Genomic DNA, 17,413 nt, shown 5'->3' with positions numbered 1-17,413 from the left:
GCTTTCGGGGTTCGCCCGACAGGCCTTTGTCGCTGCGCTATCCTGCTCCGCGCCAAAGCCCAGGGCGCACATCCGTGTGCGCCCGCTCGGCGGGACAGGCGTCCACCGGACGCCCGTCGCTTTCCGCCTCGCCCCTGGCCTGACGGTCGAATGGCCGCCGTCCCTGGCGGCCACCCCTACGGGGCCTAGTCCGAAAGCCCCTGCGATGCTCGGCAGCGCCAACGGGCAAGAGCAAGACCCTTCGATCCACATCTTCCCAAGGAACGAATGCCGAACCGGCTAACAGCGTGCGGTTGTTTGGAAGCGTAGAGAACCGGGAACGGGGCGTTCTTACCTCGCCCTTTGGCTCGCCGAGAAGCGCACAACCACTAACCTTCGACATCAAAAAACAACCGCAACAGAAAAATCTTGCGACAACAAAACAGCCACCTCCGCTAAAGCCCCCCAAAAAACGGAGCCTCACGCCGGCATACCGTATCGTCAAGCAGAGAGCGGCGGAGCGCACGCGCCGCCCAACGGCGGCGCTTAGGCGCCGGCCAGTTGGGCCTTGAACGGCTCCATTCGCTTGGCCATTTCAGCCCCTAACGCCTGTAGCCCGCTCAGCGGGCGGACCATTACTTCAAACTCGACAATCTTGCCCTCGTCGTCGAATCGCAATACGTCGATGCCTTTGAGCGACTTGCCGCTGACTTCGGCGCTGAACTCCAACACCACGCTGGTGCCGCAGTCGCTGACAAAACTCCGATGGTATTGAAAATTTTGGAAAACTTGGTTGACGTTCTTGAGCACCAGTTTGATAGCGGCTCTACCGGGGTAAGGCGTGTGCGCAACCGGGGAGCGGAAAATAATATCGTCCGATAACAGCGGATCTAGCTCTTCCATGGCGTTGCGTTTGAGCAGTTCGTGCCATGTCGCTAATGTCTTCTGAGCTTGGTTCGAGAGGGGTTTTGCCTGCATGGTGTACTCCTACGAGTAGGTTGACCTGTTCGATCATCTTTATGCAACTGGTTGCATATGGCAAGTGTCTTGTGTAGGCCGATCTGGCGGGGTTAGGCGATGGCCCACTTGCGGTTATTGGTGAATGCCACCGTTAGCCAGATTTCCATGCCTTCGCGGGGGATGCGCGCCATGATTTCTTCGCGCAGGGCGTCTTGCTGTTCGATCGTTTCGACCCGGCCTTGAGGGCCAACGACAAAGTCGATTTCAAGCCATAACGTATTGGCTACCTTGCTTACCCGGACGAAAGATTCGCTTATCGCATGCTCTGTTTGAATGGCGTTGACGACCCGTTGGATGCCTTCCGCTAACCCGCCCTCCGGTTTCATATCCAGAACCTCGCGCAGCGATGTCTGGATGCTCGTAATCGGCCAGCGTAGGAAATAAACGGATAGCAGAATCACCATGACCGGGTCGATATAGATTACGTAGGGCGCTAAGGCCGGAACGTAGGTCATTCCTAGCCCGAGTGCGAAACCCAACAGCACGCCTACGCTGATGATCGTGTCCAGATACCATTCGTTGATTTCCGTTTGCACGATTCGGGAGTCGAGTGTCCGGTTTTTATCGGTCAAGTGGCGAAACATGAAGTAGCCGAAGACCACGGCGAAGGCCGCGTAAATGAGGCCGGGGCCGACCATGACGTCGCGACCGCCAGTGAAGAGGGCAATGACAGCTGCAATCGTCGAGGCCATAACCAGCGCGATTAGCGCCAGGTATTTCACGATGATGACTAAGGGTTCGACGGTGTCCTTGCCGAAGGGGAAGCGCTCCCAGTCGGCTTTTCCCATGAATCTAAGTGCCGCCAGCGTGCTGAGCGAGAGGGTCACGCTAATAACGGAATAGAGCCCGTCGAACAGGATGACTTGCGAGCGGAAAAGCAGTCCGATGACAAAGGACAATACCGCGAAGACTAGCGCCGCAAGAATAGACTGTTTCAACAGGCCTTGTTCGGTCGTCGAGCTTTTTTGCATGGCGCTTACATTAAGGAAACAGGGCTGCGGTTTAGCTGTTATAGAAGCGTTATAGAGCATATTGGGATCGACGCTCGTGGGCGCAAATGCGCGCCTACGAGCGTTGCCGCCGCAAAAGGGGGCGGCCGCTAGGGCGAAGGCATTGTTTGGCACTTGTCCGGGTGGCGGTGAGTTAAGTCCGTTATCCAATCGCGGACGGCGGCGATAGCCGGTTCGTTGCGTCGCTCCGGCGGGTAGACCAGATAAAACGGTTTGCCGGGCAGATCGGGGCCAAAAGGCCGAATGAGCCGACCACTATCGAGTTCGTCGCTGATGAGCGGCAGGCTCATCAGCGCTATGCCCTGGCCGTCGAGGGCGGCCGTAATGGTGTGGGTTTCGTCGGAGAAAACCAGGCCTGCTCTAACATCCAGACCAGGTACTCGTGCTTGCTGTTGCCAGCTTGCCCAGTCCAGTCGCTCGGTGAAAACGCCGGGCGGTTCGAAATGCAGCAACGTATGGCGAGGGAGTTCTTCGTGGCGGCGCAGCCCCAGGGCCGGGCTACAGGCAGGTACGAAGACGTTATCGAACAGTTTTTCCGCCACCAGCCCGGGCCAGGAGCCGTCTCCGTAGCGAATCGCCATGTCGGCGGTGACGCCGTCGAGCGCTACCGGTTCGTGGGAGGCTTGTATGCGCAGGTCGAGCGTCGGGTGCATCTCGCGTAGATAACACACCCAGGGTAGTAACCGCCGGGCCGCAATGGCCGGAATGGTGGAGAGCGTGACGACCGAGCGCGCCGGCTGGCTCCGTATTCGCTGCACCGTCGTGTCGATCGCATCGAAGGCTTCGCTCAAGGTGGCGAGTAAGAGGCGTCCGGACGGCGTCAGTATCAGCTGTCGCGGTTTGCGGACGAAAAGCGCAATGCCGAGCGCTTCTTCTAGTTGGCGAACTTGGTGGCTGATGGCTGTCGGCGTTACCGATAACTCCTTAGCAGCCAACTGGGCGCTTTGGTAGCGTGCCGCAGCTTCGAAGGCTCGTAGCGCCGAGAGGGAAGGGAGGCGGCGTGCTTTCATGGATGAGTTATTTTTTCCGAAAACCCAAAGAAATCATCGTTTGTCGCTTACCAAGAGTCTGTGGCTTGATGTTGCCTGTTGTCAACGACGGCTGAATTTTTCTCAAGCTGCAAAAGGAGTAGCGCCATGACCCGAGTGCTAACGATCGATGCTAGCCCCCGACCTGGCCGGGCAGGTACCCATACTCACGGTTCGCATACGCGACGTTTAACGGATCGGTTCGTATCGCGGTGGCGGGCGGCACGACCCGACGACGAAATTCTCTACCGCGATCTAGCCGCAGCCCCGCCTGCGTTGACCACGGTTGAGTGGATTGAAGCGGCGTTTACGCCCGCTGAAGCACGATTGCCCTGGATGCAGGCAGTGTTGGCCGAGAGCGATCGGCTTATCGACGAGCTGGAACAGGCCGATGTGCTGGTATTGGGGGTGCCGATGTATAACTTCGGGCCGCCCGCCGCCTTTAAAGCCTGGATCGATAATATCGTCCGCTTAGATCGAACGGTCGATTTCGATCTTAAACAGGGCGAGCATCCTTACTTGCCGTTAGCGCACTATGTCCCGCGGTTGAACGACCGTCCGCGCCATGCGGTCTTGCTTTCCTCGCGCGGCGGCTTCGATTTCGACGCGGGGCAGCCGTTAGCGTATTTGAATCATTTGGAGCCAAGTGTGCATACGGTGTTGAAGTACATCGGTATCGGCGAGATGCATAGCGTTGCGATCGAACATCAGGAGGAAGGCGGCGAGCGGTTTGCGGCTTCGGTCGATGCGGCAAACCGGCGCCTTGACGCTTTGATCGATGAGCTGTTGGTCGTCGTTGGTAGCGGATCGCAAAGCCGTCGCGCTCGCACGGCCGAGTACGCCGACGAACATTGAGCGCCCGGAGCGATTAATGGAGGCGTTGGGAGCGCGGGTAGCCGAGTAGGACGCGAATGTCGCCGATATAGCCAAGTGGGGCGGCAGCGGCTTCCAAGCGTTCGCTAAGCAACGGCAAGCGCTCGGGCGGTAGGCGCTCGGGCGGCAAGATGAGGTCGAGGTGCACACGGCCATTTAGATAATGCAGGGTTACCTCGGCGACTGCCGCCAGTTCGGGAATGTCGTGCCCGACACGGCGCAAATCGCTTAGCACGGCTGCGCGTAACGGCAGCTTTGCGGATGCGGCGCTGTGCGCGGCATCCGCTTCGGCGTCGATGTGGACTAACACGTCGCTGGTGCTATCGTGGTGGCCGAGCAAGCGTTTTTTGACTTGCTCGGCGATGCGGTGTCCTTCCGAAACGCTCACCCACGGTGCGACGCGAACGTGGACATCGACCAATACATTGCCGCCCATGCACCGCGTACGCAGGCTGTGATGTTCGATAACGCCATCGACGGCGTCGATTTCTGCCTGTAGTTTGGCGATGTCGCTGTCCTCAAGACCCGTGTCGACTAACTCTCGCACTGCCTGCCAGGTAAAACGCCAGCCCATCAAACCGACCATGAGTGCAACCACCACGGTGGCCACGGCATCCAACCACAGAAACCCTAAGTAGGCGCCGGTGACGCCGACAATAACCACAACGGAGGACAGCGCATCCGACCGGTGATGCCAGGCATTGGCTTCGATCAGGGGAGAGCGCACGCGCCTGCCCGCCCGCACGGTGTATTGGTATACCGCCTCCTTCGCAAGCACAGCGGCGATGGCTGTCGGTAGCACGATCCAGGTCGGAATCATCAGTCGATCGGGGTTGAGCAAGCGGAGTGCGGCATCGTAAGTAAAGCCGAGCGCGACGGCCACCAGCAACACGCCGACGACAATGGTGGCGGCGGTTTCAATACGCTCGTGGCCGTACGGGTGGTTGGCGTCGGGTTTCAGGCTGCCGAAACGAGCGGCTATCAGAACAAAGGCGTCGCTGATCAAGTCCGACAAGGAATGTACGCCATCGGCAACTAATGCCTGGGATTGCCCGACGATGCCCACCACGATTTTAACTATCGCCAGTAGCAGATTGACGATGGCACCGACGATGGTTACCCGCCGTTTCAGACGATACTGCTCATCGCGGCTAAAGGTCTGCGGCGGCGGTGCGAGGTTTGCCATGTCGGCGCGCTCCGGTTCGGTTGGGGTACGGCGCGGAATGTCGTCCAGAGGGCGTTCGTCAACGGGCTCTTCCGGACGGTCGCCCATACTATCGGGTCGATCATACCGGATCGTTGAGCGATAGGCATGGCACGCAGTGTCGGAAACCGAGTGTTTCTTTGCGGCGGCGGCAGGCAACCTTAAGGGGGGGGCTGCGTGTTTAGATTAACGGGCTGTAGCCGGCGCTTCTGCACCGAAATGGCGCGCAGAGGCTCAAAACGGGCGTCGCTTCGCGAGCAATAGGTAATGGAATTAATAACATAGTTAACTGGCACGAAATTTGTTGCGCAAACGGCAGTTGCGGTGTCGTTAACCCCGGTGGTGCGAGAGCTTGCTTGGGGAGGCGGTGCCGACCGTTTTGGAATAGCTGACGGCGGTAACACAGGGGGGCGCCGATATGGGCAGGCAGTTACTCAGTCCTGCGGTTTGGATGTTGGCAGAGCTAAATCCTTTGGCGCGGGCCGGATTGTTAACGTTAGGGCAAGTATTGGGTATTGGGCTTTTCCTTTATAACGCCCCTAACCCCAACCAATTTTCGTTGGCCATTGTGTTGTTGGGGCTGACGTTGTACTTCGTTTGGGGGGTGCTGTATCTGCACAACCAACAGCTTAAGGAAATGGGGCGTCATCTTGGTGTCGTTTATGGCGACGAATTGGCGACCGTTAAGGCGTTTCCTCGAACGGACGCTGTTCGCCGGCGCTATGTCGTTGGCTTGAATCGCATTATATTTCGTTTGCACAGTCTCGATACCGCCCTCCATCGCTCGACCAACGAAATTCACTTTACGGCCCGAGAGCTAGAGCAAAGCTCGGAGCGCAGTACGTCGAATTCTCAGTTGCAAGAGCGCAAGCTCGCCTCTGCCGCCGCGGCAGTCGAGGAGCTGTCGGCAAACGCTCGCGTGATCGCGGACCATTTAAAGAAGACGGTCGAAGTTTCCTCGCAGGCACGGCAGGCTGCGTGTACGGGGCAGGAACGCGTCAGCGAGTTGCGGGTGCGGATCGAAGCGGTAAACGCCTCGTTAGTGGACACATCGGTGTCTCTGAAAGCGCTTGCAGAGCGATCCCGGCAGATCGAAGGCATCGCCGCGTCGATTGACGAGATTAGCAGCCGGATCAATCTACTGTCGCTGAACGCTGCCATTGAAGCTGCACGCGCCGGCGAATCCGGTCGCGGGTTCGCGGTGGTGGCGGAAGCTGTCCGGAGCTTGGCTCAACATGCGGCAGTGTTGACGCCGGAAATCGGTGCGGTCACCCAGGCGATTATCGCCGACATGCAAATGCTGGTGGAGGAGATCGAACGCACCTCGGCGGACGTGCGCGACAGCGTGGCGCTCGTGCCGGCTACGGAAGCTGCGCTGGCTTCCGTTGCAAACACGGCTGAAGAAACGCTAGCGCAGGTCCGTCATATCGATCAGGCGACGGAAGAGCAGGCGATAGCGACCGACGATATTGCCCGGATGGCTGTCGAGGTCGCAGATCTCGCTAAGCGCAATGGACGGTCGATGCTCGAAATGACCGACTTGGCGCATCATTTACGCCAACTCGCCGAGCAGCCGATACCGGCCACTATAGGGCATAAAGAGGGGTAATCGGATGCCGACGACGGGGGTGTTTTCCTTTGTATTGGCGACGGCTGCGGTCGTCTATCTGAGTGTCCGGCGGCGTCGGCAGCGACGGCTTAGCCGTTTTGTTTGCGGGTTTGCTTTGCAGGAGGTGAGCCTTCAATACCAGCTGTTGCGGCGCCTACAGCAGCATCGCGGGATGAGTGTCGGCATATTAAACGGCGATGAGTCTTTCGAGGAGCCACGCGCGCGACTACAGGCCGAGATCGATTCGTTGTTTAAACGACAAATCGGCCAGGCGTTACCTGCGGTTTTTCGCGATGTCGGCACTATTCGGGAGCGTTTGCCGCGGGGGTGGCAAACGCTTCGACAGCAATGGCGTGGTTGGGACGGCGACCATTGCCTGCAGCAGCACAATGCACTAATTGCCAAGCAATTGAACGGGCTCGTTATCTTGGCGCTTGAGAGCGGGCTGTTGGCTTATGACGAGCCGCGCCATCGTCACCTAGCCGATATTATCGCGCGTCGGTTACCCGATGCGCTTGAGCGTACCGGCCAACTACGCGCGTTGGCGACCGGCTGTGCGGCGACGGGGTGCTGCACGGCGCTGCATCGGGTACGGCTGCGTTTTTTGAGCGAGCAGGTGCGGAATAACCTCAGTGCCGTTTGCAAAAGCACGCAAGCCCCGTTTGGCGACCAGGAGCTGGCTGAAGTGGCATCCGTAACCATGAAACAGGTTGATCGATTTCTTACGGCCTTGGAAGGCGAGCTTATTGATAGCGCGAAGATCGCGTTGGAATCAGCGGAGGTGTTTGCAAAGGCGACACAGGCGTTGGAAACGCAGTTCTCGCTTGCCGAATCGGTCTTGCAGCGGTTGGCGCTTATTCACGCTCACGATGCCAGGGTGCAGGGGCGTCCGAGCCTGCGCGTGACATAGACGCCCAGCATGCGCTTTTGCGCATCGGCTGAGGATGTCTTGTTGAGGCTCCGCCGGTAGCGCGATTATAGTGCTGTCGGCTCGGTTACGGGCAGGCCTCGGCTTCTGGCTTCTGCCAGTAGGGCTTGCGCTTGTTCGTCATCGTCGCTCATCAGCGCGTAGAAGTAGCGCTGGATAAGCAGTTCGGGGCTACTGTCATGGAAAATGGCCTGGAGACGATGACTGGCTTGCACAGCCGGTCTTGCCAGTAACCGTTCTGCTAAGGCGTCGGCCCGTTCGGGAGCCCCGTGTTGGAACAATAACCACGTCCAGGCGCCGCCGCGTTGCGAGTAGCGCTCGGTTCGTTCGATCATGAGCGTGAGCATTTCCTGCACGTCTCGATGTTCGAGCGCCAAGCTTCGGAAGTCGGGGTTCCGATCCATCTGCAGGAGCAGGAGCGTTTCGGGGTCAAGCGCCCGCGAATAGTCCCGAACGAGCTGCGCATAGCTAGCGTCGCTTACGGCCAGGTCGCGGTTGGCGCGGAGCGATAGCGCGACGACCAGGTTCCACAGGCTGGCCGAACTGTCGTTCGCTGCGCGGGCTTTGCGCGCAACGTGCACCAGGCGGTCCGGATCAATCGGCTCGCCTACCTTCGCCAGCCGCATTTGGGCGTCGATCCAGCCGCCGGCGGCAACAGACCACGTCAAGGGCTGAGTATCGACGGAAATCGCCTCGAGCTGTGCCTCGTGGCGCTGCAAAACTGCACGCGCGGAGGCCAGCCGCGATTCGTCGCCGACCCCGGCGAGGTAATCGGCCCAAATTTGCCGATGGTCTCCAAGGTCTAGGTTGGCACGCTGCGCCCGATCGGCCATGGCGATCAAGCCTTCTCCGTTATCGAGAAATCGTAAATGCGTAACGCGGCTCCGTACGAGGAGGGTCTGGGGCGAGGAGGATGGCTTTCTCGCTATAGTCGAGCAGCTTTTGAGCCGCTTCGTTAGCGAGAAAGGCGCCTCTTAGCGCCTCCAAGGAGGCCGAGTCGGCATGCAGGTGTTCCAATAGGCCGAAGTTTGCCGAGTGCTTCAGGAGGCTTAAGTCGATGGCGTCGTCGACCAAGCCGGTGACAACGGCCGATTCTAATGCCGAGAGGTTGTTAAGCAGGAGGATGCTGTCCGTCGGCATCAGTGCTAAGGCGCGATCCAGATGCGCGATGCCTTGTTGCAGTTGCTCACGCTCGCCTTGCAGCGAGTACAGCGCGAGATGAACCAGACCGATGCTGTTTAATCGGCTGGGGCTCTCCGGTAGCTCCGCGAAGTCTTTTAAGGCTTGGCGAAAGGCTTTTTCGGCAACATCGTGTTGCCCTTTGTCCAGCGCCAGGTGGCCGCGGGCTGTGTGTAACGAGGCGCGAATCCGGGTATCGGACTGGTCCGCCCGCTCCAGCCAGACGATTTCGTCCTCGACGTCGATAAACATGACCGAGCGCATATGGGCCGCCGTCCGCCGTTGCTCATCCGTCGTGGCCTGTGCGTAGGCTTCTTCGACGAGTGTTCTAGCTTCGCTAACGGCGCCCAGTGCGCGCAGCACGCCTGAGATGCCGGTCAGTACGTCGTAGCTGCGGTCGTAGGCTTCGAGCAACTCGTCGAAGATTTGCCGCCCTTCCTCCTGCCGCCCTAACCAGTAGTACACCTGGCCCAGGTAGAGCCAGTACTCGTCGCTGTCGGCAGCAAAGCCTTGAATGGCAAGGAAAGTCTCCTCTGCTGCTTCGAGCTGGGCCTGGCGCTCTTGCGGATCGCTCAAGTTATGAGCCCGGTGCATCATGACAAGAGCTAAGTCGAAGGCGGCAGGCACGATTGCCGCCGCTTCTTGCACGGCTTCCAAAGACGCTTCTAAGGCCGGATTTTGTTCCAGCCGCCGGTTGATGTACCGCTGTACTAGCTCGCGACGGTCGACTTCGTCTGCCCGCTCGTAAGCGTCGTAGAAGGCCGAGCTGGCCATGCCGGCTTGCAGCTCCTCCAGCGTCGCATCCCATAGATCGTCGTAGAGCCGATAGTAGGCTTGTTCCAATGCACGGTACTGCTGTAAGCGATCGTGAGTATAGGGGCGTAGGAGGCGGTAGCTTTCTTCGATACGGCCTTGGGCGGCGTAGATCTGCCCGAGAATGCGCGCCGCTTCGCCGCTGCCGAGGCTGTCCGCATGCGGTGCCAGCAGCTGTTCGCAACGGGCAAATTCGCCACGCACTTCCAGAATTTCTGCCAGCTCGGCAGCAGCCGCTACGTTATCGGGGGCGGTGGCGACGATGCGCTCTAGCAGTTGCTCGTTTTTCTCGACGACCCGCTCGCGGTCCGACTCGACGCCAGCAATGGCGTCCAGCAATCGTTTGGCGCCGACCGGGTCTTCCTGCGCCCGTGCTTCGATGGTCTCCCAAGCGAGCGCCAGGAGAGGCCCTTCGGGGTACATTGGCCCTGTGCGCGCGTTGGCGCGTAAAGTCTGCTCGGCGAGCATGGCAATCGCAGCCGCCGGTTGCTCGCTTAGGCGACTATCGTCCAGCAAGCTGCGCAGGCCGCTGCGCCCCTGTCGGGCATGGTCGGTGCCGGAGAGCGCGACTGTACCGTAAAGGTAAGCGGCTTTTTCGAAGTCTTGTTGGGCGAAGGCTGCTTCCGCCTCGGCGAGATGACGTCCGGCGGCGTAGGTGGCCGTTTGGGTGTAGGCGTAGAAGCCGACGGCGGCGACCGTTAGAACGGCCAGCCCCCAAAGCGTGGCCTTTAGTTTCGTTGTCATTGTTGTTTTCTCAACTGATTAACAAGGTTTTGTTTAATCAATAGCGGCAGAAATATCCCGCCTCTGATAGGGAAGCGCTGTACGTCGAGCCATCGCGTCGGTACTTGACCATGGGTGTGCTCTGCGTGCTTATATGTTAACCGCGTATGTTCCGTAAACTCGACGGTTATTTTGTTTGTTGGTGCAGCTTAAGGCAGCGAGTATGAGCGAAACACAATTCGATTTGGTGGTGTTCGGGGCGACGAGTTTCGTCGGCCGAATTCTGACCCGTTACTTGGGCGAACAGTTCGGCGGCGGCGGAGAAACGCTCAATTGGGCCATCGCCGGGCGCTCGCGCGAACGCCTAGAGGAAGTGCGCGACTCGCTCGGGCAGCAGGCGGCGGCGTTGCCGCTTATCGTCGCGGATGCCGCTGATGAAGAAGCGCTTGCGCGGCTGTGCGGGCAGACGCGGACGGTCGTCTCCACCGTCGGGCCTTACGCCCAGTTCGGCGAGCCTTTGTTGCGGACGTGCGTGCGCAGCGGGACGGACTACTGCGATCTGACGGGGGAAGTGCAGTGGGTACGCCGGATGATTGAGCGGTATCAGGAGGAGGCGCGCCGATCGGGGGCTCGAATCGTGCATTGCTGCGGGTTCGATTCCATCCCCTCCGATATGGGCGTGTATTTTCTCCAACAGCAATTTAAGCATCGGTTCGGGCAGCCTGCTACACGCGTAAAAATGCGCGTACGCGCGCTACGGGGCGGAATGTCCGGCGGCACGGTAGCCAGCTTGCTCAACACCGTGAAAGAGGCTACTCGCGACAAGCAGGTACGGCGGGAGTTAGCCGACCCTTATTCGCTCTGTTTCATGGACTCCGGCGAGAAGGTCGACCAGCCCAACGTACGCTCGTCGCAGTACGACGAGGACTTCAAGGCATGGCTTGGGCCTTTTGTGATGGCGCCGGTTAATACCCGCGTGGTGCTGCGTTCGAATGCGCTTAGCGGCAAGGCTTATGGCGAGGCTTTTCGCTATGACGAGGCGATGTTGACGGGGCAGGATAAAAAAGGGCGTAGGCGCTCGTTAATGCTCTCTGCCGGTCTGCGCCTGTTTATGCTTGGGGTTATCGTTCCGCCTAGTCGTTGGTTTATCGAGCGCTTTGTGGTGCCTAAGCCTGGAGAAGGGCCGAGCTTGGAGGCGCAGGAGAAAGGTTTTTACGACCTGCGTTTCTTAGGCAAAGGGGCGGAGGGCAGCACCTTGCAGGTCAAAGTAACCGGCGACCGCGATCCGGGCTACGGGTCTACCGGAAAAATGCTCGGCCAAGCGGCTGTTTGTCTCGCACTGGATACCCCTCAAGACAAACTTGAGGGCGGTTTCTGGACGCCTTCGACGCATTCGGCGACCGTCTCTTGGCGCGCTTGCGCGAGCACGCTGGGGTGTCCTTCGAGGTGCTTGAGTAAAGTGGGTCGCAACACCCGATAAGGCGCCGGAGCATGGCGCTCCGGCCGCCTTTGCTGTGCCTTCTCTACCTGACTAAGCGGATATCGAGCCCTACCAGATCGGGAAAACCGATCTGGCCGATTAACCGCCGCGCATCTTCTCCGCCGTCTCGCTCGAAGCATGCGGAGGCGCTGCCTGCGAAGTGTCGGGGCAGGATGTCCGTCCAGTCCGCGACGGGAATGTACAGGCGGTATGCGTCATCCGGATGCGGTTGTGCGTTCCTTAGAAGCTCCACCGGATTACCGTCCGCATCCCGCACTTCACCCGGAACCGGAATACCATGTGGGGTACGGGCGAGGCTGGCATTAACCGTATCGAGTAGTTGTTGGGCGAGCTCGGAGTCGGCGCGCTCAACTTCAACGCGACGTACGTAGCGCGCCGGTGGTATGCCGTCGCCGCCGATTAGGATGTCCAGGTAACAGATATTAAGCGTTTGGTTACGGCCGCCTATGCCTCCTCCGCCCGGGAGAACGTAATCGTCCCGCTGCATGCGCGGGACAACGCCTGGCGCGATAAAGAACGGAAACGGGTTGCCATCAAGCATTCCCAGGATATTTTTGCTGAGGTTGTCGGGCGGGTCGAAGCGATAGCTCAAATCCGATAGCGAAGCCGTGCTCGGTTCCGCCGCGCTAAAGCTTTGGAGATGCGCTTCTAGTTCTTTCCAGGTGAAGTCGTAAAGTTCGTTTTTCGTCCTTATACGCCACACCCCGTCTTCGTATTCCCGCGCTACGGGGCTGGCGTAGGGGGCGAGGTGGGCGATCAGCGCGGTGAGGGACTCGCCGACCGCCTCGTCCCCGGGCGCTTCGATGCGAACATTATCGCCGGCCCAGATCCAAACGCCGTTATCGCAGGCGCTTACGATAAAAACGGATGCCAACAAAAGTGAGAGCCGCTTGAACAAGATGAGGTTTTTCCTTGTTGTTGTGACAAAGTGAGTTAGGGAAGACTAATGGTGGCTTATCGCAAGCCTTTGAATCAAGTAAGAGGCTGCTACCCTAATCGGCGGCAATCATTTGCAGTTCGATCATCAGTTCGGGCCGCGCCAATACCGTAACGCAGGATAGAACGCCCGGCGGTCGGGTATCGAAGTCGGCGAGGCGTTCCGCCATGGGTGCCGCTACCTGCTCGTTGAATATTGCCATATCCGTAACGTACGTGTTCATCCACACCACATTGGCGAAGCTCATGTTAGCGTGTTCAAGTACCGTCTCCAGATTGTCCAGCGCGCCCATCATCTGTGCCCGCATATCGCCGGGATATAGCGATTCTCCCTGCGGCGAAACAGCACACTGACCGTTTAGAAACAGGAGTCGCTTGGCGTCTTCCACGAGTATTCCGGCATCGTGAAAAATCGGGTTTGGCCATGGGTTAACTGTGCTGCGCTTCATGATAGTTGCCTCTCTAAGCTAGCATCCTGTTGCACTGGTTCGTTGCATTAAGGCTTGGTCGAACTCGTTGACTTGTCGTCGCCATAGCGCTGCTATGACGCCTCCTCACCTTTAGACTCAACGACTTATCCATGGCGCCTTGTCAACAGCGAACGAGTAAAGCGGGGCACTAGCAACCTATTAAGAAAACACTGAATAATGTGGGGCAGCGACTTCGCTCTCAAGAAGGGGGCGCAACCGTGCGACAAATGGTGCGTACCAAAGTGCCGGCTTACGGTTTTTCGTGGGCCTATCTACACGTTCATCTTAGGACCTATCCATGCCCTTTTCGAAGGTCGAACACGAGCATGACGTATTCATGCAGCAAAGCCGCGTTTGGGTTTTCTCCGGAGCGGCGTTGCTCTCGGCCATCGCCGGTTATGTCAACGTGGTGATGCTTGGTTTTTTGCCGTGCCGGTGAGTCATATGAGCGGTGCGGTCGCGCATCTGGGCATCGACCTTGCGCTTGTTAGTAGCGACGATTTGCTTTTGATCGCGTCTATCGTCGCTGGGTTCTTCGGCGGTGCTTTGCTCTCCGGTCTGATCCTGCGGGATACTTTGTTCAGAATGAAGCGCCGCTATGCTGCGATGCTGCTCGTCGAGGGCGGAATCCTAACCGCTACTATGCTGTTGGCGCTTCGCGGTGTGGATTTTGCGGTGCCTCTGGCGGCGATGGCTTGCGGTCTACAGAACGCTATGGCGAGCAGTTATCGTGGCCTTACCTTGCGTACAACGCATGTCACCGGCGTGGTGACGGATCTGGGGGCTTTGTTAGGTAATCGTCTGCGAGGTCGGCAGGTCAAAGGCTGGAAGTTCGGGCTGCTGCTGTCGATTCTGATCGCCTTTTTCGGCGGCGGCTTAGCGGGCGCCTTCTGCTCAGTCAGCTTCAGATGTGGGCTTTGGGTTTTGCGGCGGCATTGTGCTTTATGCTGGGGCTTGTAGCGCTGACTATTGCGCCTAAGTACGAGCTGCCGGTGGCTTGAGCCGGTAAGCTGTTATCGCATTAGGCCGACGTTACCGGTTCGGCCCCGGTCCGAACGTTCTCTTCCACCATCGGTACGGGCTTGCCGATGAGCGGCGGCACGGGGCAGCCTAATAGCTCAGCGGTTGTACGCAGTAATTCGGCCTCGCCGATATCGATGGCACCGTTGTGTTCGATGCCTAGTAAGAGCGACTTTAACAAAAGTTTCTTGTGGCTGGGTTTTAATTGGCGAAGCTTGACGATAGCCCGATCCAGGTCGCGATAACTCAAGTCGTCCAATGAGATGGCGCTGGCGGAGGTGACGGGCAAATCGGCAACGGCTGCTGCGAACGCCGCCTGCCGTGCCGCCGGGGATGTGCGGTTGGCGCTTACGAACAGGCTTAACAGGAGTCTTGCCTCTCGGCAGCAATCGCTGAGTCGATAGCGTGCGAAAGCGGCGCCTTGCGGTTCGGCGTTCTGAACGACGCTGCGATAGAGTGTCCAGGTCATGGGGTTTGCCGCGCCGCTGCTCGTCAACAGTAACTGTAGCTTGGCCTTAAATTGCTCGTACTGGGGGCGCGACAGCCGTTTTAGTGCCGGTATGGCGAGTTCTACGAGCGGCCAACGCAAATGCGGATCGAGCTGTCGTATCGGTTCTTCGACAATATGTACGGCCATAGCCGTGTCTTTGGGGGCGTGCTTTTGTAAAAGCTTTAGCTGTTCGTCGCGTAACGGCTGTTCGTTGCTGAGCAGCAGGTGGGCGATAACGGCACGCGCCGAATTCGGATCGCGTACCGCCCTTTTTAGGCTTGGCGGGAGTTCATGTAAGGCGTGCCGGGCGTAATCAAGGTGGACGGGCGATACCTCGCCGACGGTGTCGAGCGAGGATTCTGCCGCTTCGGTCGGGAGCTGGGTCGCAGCGTAGGCCGCGGCAGCGGCAGCTAGTAGGTCAAGGCTTTGCTCGATGGGCGGTGTTGCCTTGCGAGACGACTGCTGCTGCGGTTGTTGAGGGGCGGGCGCGAGAAATGTACCGTCCCAGTTAGGCAATAGTCTTTGAATGCGTTTCCGCAGCGGGGCGTGCGGCGACAGTAGCGGCGCCGATTTGAGATGTAGCGGTCCAAAAAACAGGTGACTGTATTCTTTGGCGCGATAGCCTTGAATCCAACCGCCTTCGGGGTGGCCGGCCAGTTTTCTCAAAGCGCCGCCGATTCCCTGCGGATCGCGAGTAAACTGAACGGCGGCGGCATCGGCTAGATAGTCTCGTTGGCGATTGGCGGCGGCCTTTATTACGTTGGCGCACAGCACGCCGGCCCCGCCGAATAGCCAGAGTGCCAGCCCCGGTATGAGATAGAAGACGGCTAGTATTGCGGTGGGGGCCAACAGGCCTGGGGAGCGCCAAGTCGATGCCGTATGGATCAACTCGCGCCCCGCTAGGCTGAACGCGACTAGGCCGTGTAAGGCGACCGTCAGACGCATGTTTAGTCGCATGTCGCCGTTTAAAATATGACTGAACTCGTGGGCGAGCATGCCCTGCAGCTCGGCTCGCGAGAGATTCTCGATAGCCCCTCGGGTGACGGCGAGAACCGCGTCTTCCATCTGGTAGCCGGCGGCGAAGGCATTGATCGAGGGCGCTTCCAAAACATAGACCAGCGGAACCGGCGCGCCCGCGGCGATGGCTATTTCCTCCACCACATTCAATACCCGCCGCTCGTCGGGGTCGTCGCTATCGAACAAAATCGGCCGTCTGGCCAGTATTTCGGCGACGGTACGGCCTCCTTCATTGAGTGTCCAGCGTTTATAGAGTGCGGCTATCGCGATAAGGAGCACAACGCTCAGCGCAATCCAAGGTGCCTGTGCTTTCGTGGCTAAACCGAGCGCGATAACAGCGAGCGCCAGTAGCCCTGTCAGTAGCATTACGCTTAAGGAATACAGCGTTATCAGAAAAAGGGCGTTGCGGCGTGCGCGCGCCTGACGATCAAAGAAATCCATGCGGCGGAGGGCTCTATATCTTCTTTGTGTTAATTAGCCGATGAGCGGTAAATAGTATCACTCTAAACCGAAATGCAACCGCTTTTCGTAATCGTCGGGGACCGCTTGCGTTGAGATATGCCGACGCGCGCGACGGGCTGGTGCCCCTTAACGAGGGGCGGCGTCTCTTAAGGAGACGCAGATTGATTCCTTAAGCATCGTCTAAGCCGTGCCGGGCATGCCATTCGGCCAAGCTTTCGTCGGGGTATGTGTCGAAGCATAAGTCGCCTTCGTCGGCTTTGACGTCAACCCAGGGTGCTTTGCTGCCGAGCATCATATGCGTGCGTTGCGGAGGAATCGGCAGCTCCGTGTCGATTGCGGAAGCATGCGGGTGGATGAGGTCGGGCCAACGTTTGTCGTAGAGCCAGAGTGCACTACCGCATTGCCCGCAGAAGTAGCGCTCGGCGACGCTTATCTCGCCATTGATACGGGCACGAAACTTTCGTAGGTGCTCCGCGCCCTGGACGGTCAACGTCTCGTAACGTCCGCCTAGATTGATGGCATAGCCGCCGCCACCGGCCGTTTTCCGGCATATCGAGCAATAGCAAAGATTGAATGGATAAGGGTGAGGAGCTTCCACCCGAAAACTAATAGCTTGGCAGTGACAGGATCCCTCTAGCTGCATCGTCCCTTCCCTCCGGTGTTCGTAGAGCCTGTTAGGGCGTTCCCGACAATGTGTTACTTGCTGTCGAAACTGCCTGCCGCCAAACGACTAACATCGAGAAAGAGCCAACCTGATGGAGCACTTATGAAACACACAGAACAGTTCTTACGCGAATTTAACGAAGCCTGGGCGCGGGAAGATGCGGCGGCTATCTTGGCGGCCGTTACCGACGATATTCGGTTTCGTATGGCGAACGAGGCCGGCGTCGGCAGTAAAGAGGATTTCGCTAAAGTACTCAATGACATGCAGGGAAGCGGCAATACGTTTGAGCTGGCGATCGACCGCGTGATCGTCGGCGATGGGCAGGCGGCGGTTAATGGGGAGATGCGCATGACGGACACGAGCGGGCAGAAGAAGATCTATGCGTTCTGCGACATCTACACGCTGCGCGGAGACAAAATATCCGAAATGATGGCTTATGTCATGGAAAAGGCGGCCAGCTAACGCCTGCTACACCCCTGGAAAGGAG

At 58.8% G+C, this 17,413-nt stretch carries 18 protein-coding genes; 8 read left to right on the top strand and 10 right to left on the bottom strand.

The window, feature by feature from the left end; translation table 11 throughout:
* Positions 1-283, top strand: a 283-nt coding sequence (locus CAI21_RS24280) for a hypothetical protein (protein WP_220348920.1), incomplete at its 5' end; no start/stop codon positions are given.
* A 242-nt stretch (positions 284-525) separates the two neighbouring features.
* Here the strand turns inward: CAI21_RS24280 and CAI21_RS19930 are convergent.
* From CAI21_RS19930 to CAI21_RS19920, 3 genes are all read right to left on the bottom strand, one after another.
* Complete coding sequence (locus tag CAI21_RS19930; protein ID WP_116303905.1) at positions 526-957, bottom strand: nuclear transport factor 2 family protein; 432 nt, start codon at positions 955-957, stop codon at positions 526-528.
* 92 nt (positions 958-1,049) lie between these two features.
* Positions 1,050-1,970 (bottom strand): cation diffusion facilitator family transporter, encoded by a 921-nt coding sequence (locus CAI21_RS19925; RefSeq protein ID WP_181919555.1) that lies wholly within the window; start codon positions 1,968-1,970, stop codon positions 1,050-1,052.
* Between the two features lie 128 nt (positions 1,971-2,098).
* Positions 2,099-3,019, bottom strand: a complete 921-nt coding sequence (locus CAI21_RS19920) for a LysR substrate-binding domain-containing protein (protein ID WP_116303903.1) — start codon at positions 3,017-3,019, stop codon at positions 2,099-2,101.
* A gap of 126 nt (positions 3,020-3,145) precedes the next feature.
* On the opposite strand from CAI21_RS19920, the gene CAI21_RS19915 reads away from it, so the two are divergent.
* A complete protein-coding gene (locus tag CAI21_RS19915; protein ID WP_116303902.1) occupies positions 3,146-3,892 on the top strand; it encodes an FMN-dependent NADH-azoreductase in 747 nt (248 codons plus the stop codon).
* Positions 3,893-3,905: 13 nt separating this feature from the next.
* On the opposite strand, the gene CAI21_RS19910 is transcribed toward CAI21_RS19915, so the two are convergent.
* Entirely contained in the window at positions 3,906-5,183 is a 1,278-nt protein-coding gene (locus CAI21_RS19910; protein ID WP_258869009.1) for a cation diffusion facilitator family transporter, read from the bottom strand.
* 349 nt (positions 5,184-5,532) lie between these two features.
* Between CAI21_RS19910 and CAI21_RS19905 the strand changes: the two genes are divergently transcribed.
* Both CAI21_RS19905 and CAI21_RS19900 read left to right on the top strand, forming a co-directional pair.
* Entirely contained in the window at positions 5,533-6,723 is a 1,191-nt protein-coding gene (locus CAI21_RS19905; RefSeq protein ID WP_116303901.1) for a methyl-accepting chemotaxis protein, read from the top strand.
* Between the two features lie 4 nt (positions 6,724-6,727).
* The gene (locus CAI21_RS19900) at positions 6,728-7,633 is read left to right on the top strand and encodes a nitrate- and nitrite sensing domain-containing protein (protein WP_116303900.1); all 906 of its coding nucleotides are present in this window, start codon (positions 6,728-6,730) and stop codon (positions 7,631-7,633) included.
* A 65-nt stretch (positions 7,634-7,698) separates the two neighbouring features.
* Here the strand turns inward: CAI21_RS19900 and CAI21_RS19895 are convergent, their stop codons facing one another.
* On the bottom strand, positions 7,699-8,493 hold the full coding sequence (locus tag CAI21_RS19895) for a hypothetical protein (protein WP_116303899.1): 795 nt from the start codon (positions 8,491-8,493) through the stop codon (positions 7,699-7,701).
* Positions 8,494-8,503: 10 nt separating this feature from the next.
* Positions 8,504-10,387, bottom strand: a complete 1,884-nt coding sequence (locus CAI21_RS19890) for a tetratricopeptide repeat protein (protein WP_116303898.1) — start codon at positions 10,385-10,387, stop codon at positions 8,504-8,506.
* Between the two features lie 202 nt (positions 10,388-10,589).
* Here CAI21_RS19890 and CAI21_RS19885 point away from each other — a divergent pair, with 202 nt between their 5' ends.
* Positions 10,590-11,846: a saccharopine dehydrogenase family protein gene (locus CAI21_RS19885; RefSeq protein WP_220348918.1), complete on the top strand. Its 1,257-nt coding sequence runs from the start codon at positions 10,590-10,592 to the stop codon at positions 11,844-11,846.
* Between the two features lie 43 nt (positions 11,847-11,889).
* On the opposite strand, the gene CAI21_RS19880 is transcribed toward CAI21_RS19885, so the two are convergent.
* A complete protein-coding gene (locus CAI21_RS19880) occupies positions 11,890-12,765 on the bottom strand; it encodes a hypothetical protein (RefSeq protein WP_116303897.1) in 876 nt (291 codons plus the stop codon).
* 94 nt (positions 12,766-12,859) lie between these two features.
* On the bottom strand, positions 12,860-13,252 hold the full coding sequence (locus tag CAI21_RS19875) for a RidA family protein (RefSeq protein WP_116303896.1): 393 nt from the start codon (positions 13,250-13,252) through the stop codon (positions 12,860-12,862).
* A 319-nt stretch (positions 13,253-13,571) separates the two neighbouring features.
* On the opposite strand from CAI21_RS19875, the gene CAI21_RS23405 reads away from it, so the two are divergent.
* Entirely contained in the window at positions 13,572-13,712 is a 141-nt protein-coding gene (locus tag CAI21_RS23405) for a hypothetical protein (protein ID WP_181919554.1), read from the top strand.
* A 5-nt stretch (positions 13,713-13,717) separates the two neighbouring features.
* On the top strand, positions 13,718-14,233 hold the full coding sequence (locus CAI21_RS19870; protein ID WP_116303895.1) for a YoaK family protein: 516 nt from the start codon (positions 13,718-13,720) through the stop codon (positions 14,231-14,233).
* A 61-nt stretch (positions 14,234-14,294) separates the two neighbouring features.
* Here CAI21_RS19870 and CAI21_RS19865 read toward each other — a convergent pair whose 3' ends face one another.
* Both CAI21_RS19865 and CAI21_RS19860 read right to left on the bottom strand, forming a co-directional pair.
* Positions 14,295-16,241, bottom strand: a complete 1,947-nt coding sequence (locus CAI21_RS19865) for a M48 family metalloprotease (protein ID WP_116303894.1) — start codon at positions 16,239-16,241, stop codon at positions 14,295-14,297.
* A gap of 190 nt (positions 16,242-16,431) precedes the next feature.
* Positions 16,432-16,905 (bottom strand): GFA family protein, encoded by a 474-nt coding sequence (locus CAI21_RS19860; protein ID WP_116303893.1) that lies wholly within the window; start codon positions 16,903-16,905, stop codon positions 16,432-16,434.
* Positions 16,906-17,028: 123 nt separating this feature from the next.
* Between CAI21_RS19860 and CAI21_RS19855 the strand changes: the two genes are divergently transcribed.
* Positions 17,029-17,388 carry a nuclear transport factor 2 family protein gene (locus CAI21_RS19855; RefSeq protein WP_181919553.1) on the top strand — a complete coding sequence of 120 codons (360 nt, stop codon included), beginning with the start codon at positions 17,029-17,031 and terminating at the stop codon, positions 17,386-17,388.
* The last annotated feature ends 25 nt before the right edge of the window (positions 17,389-17,413 follow it).

It is taken from the genome of Alkalilimnicola ehrlichii, from assembly GCF_003399765.1.
In the GTDB taxonomy this organism is placed as follows: domain Bacteria; phylum Pseudomonadota; class Gammaproteobacteria; order Nitrococcales; family AK92; genus AK92.
This window is presented reverse-complemented; position numbering and strand designations above follow the sequence as displayed.